At 60.2% G+C, this 762-nt stretch carries 2 pseudogenes; both read right to left on the bottom strand.

The features are described from left to right. Positions 1 to 184 (bottom strand): annotated as a pseudogene (locus tag EN932_RS37295) (ABC transporter permease); the annotation flags it as partial. 107 nt (positions 185 to 291) lie between these two features. Then, positions 292 to 762, bottom strand: a pseudogene (locus EN932_RS37290) (ABC transporter permease); the annotation flags it as partial.

The raw sequence follows: 762 nt of genomic DNA, 5'->3' as shown, positions 1-762 counted from the left end.
GCCAGAAACGGTCTTCGACCAAAAGCCGCCAGCCATCCCGCAGCATCGACAGCGGATCGGCGAGGAAGATGCGGTTGACGTGGCCGCCTAGCGTGATCCAAGCCCAGAAGGCCACGAAAAGCACGAAGAAGGAAATGCCGAGCACGGTTCGGATGCCCGGCGAGACGGGATGCAAGGGGCGCATCGTCAAATCGTCGCCATTTTCAAATGGTCCCCATGCTCAAATCGCGCTTTGTCCAAGAGAAGGCGGCAGCGCCAGGCGCCGCCGCTTGATGGTCAAAGGCCGAACGATCAGTTCGAAACCGCGCTGGTGTCAGCCAACGTGGTGACGTCGGGCGCTTCCTTGATCAGTCCCATCTGCAGCAGCAGTTCGCCGGCGGTCTTGGAAAAGTCCTGGAATTCCTTGGTGAAGAACTGTTTGTTCTCCGCCCGGTCGGCCCATTTCAGGTATTTCGCCGAATCCTCGAATTCCTTGGCCGACTGTTTCACGTCGGCACCCATGGTCTCGTAGGATTTCTGCGGATCGCTCTTGATCAGGTCGAGTGCATCAAAATAGCTGTCGGCCAGCGCCTTGGCGGCATCCGGATTGGTTTTCAGGAATTCGGGTGTGCAGCCCACCGTGTCGAGCACCATCGGGTAGTCGAGCGTCGTCGCCAGGATATGGCCCTGGTCCGACTTGTCGCGCACCGCCGAGATGAACGGCTCGTAGGTGACGGCGGCGTCGTTCTCCCCGGCGAGGAAAGCTTGCGCCGCCGCATCAGG

It is taken from the genome of Mesorhizobium sp. M7A.F.Ca.US.002.01.1.1, assembly GCF_004022955.1.
GTDB lineage: Bacteria > Pseudomonadota > Alphaproteobacteria > Rhizobiales > Rhizobiaceae > Mesorhizobium > Mesorhizobium ciceri.
Note: the sequence above shows the minus strand (reverse complement) of the source record. Positions and strands in the feature narration are given on the sequence as shown.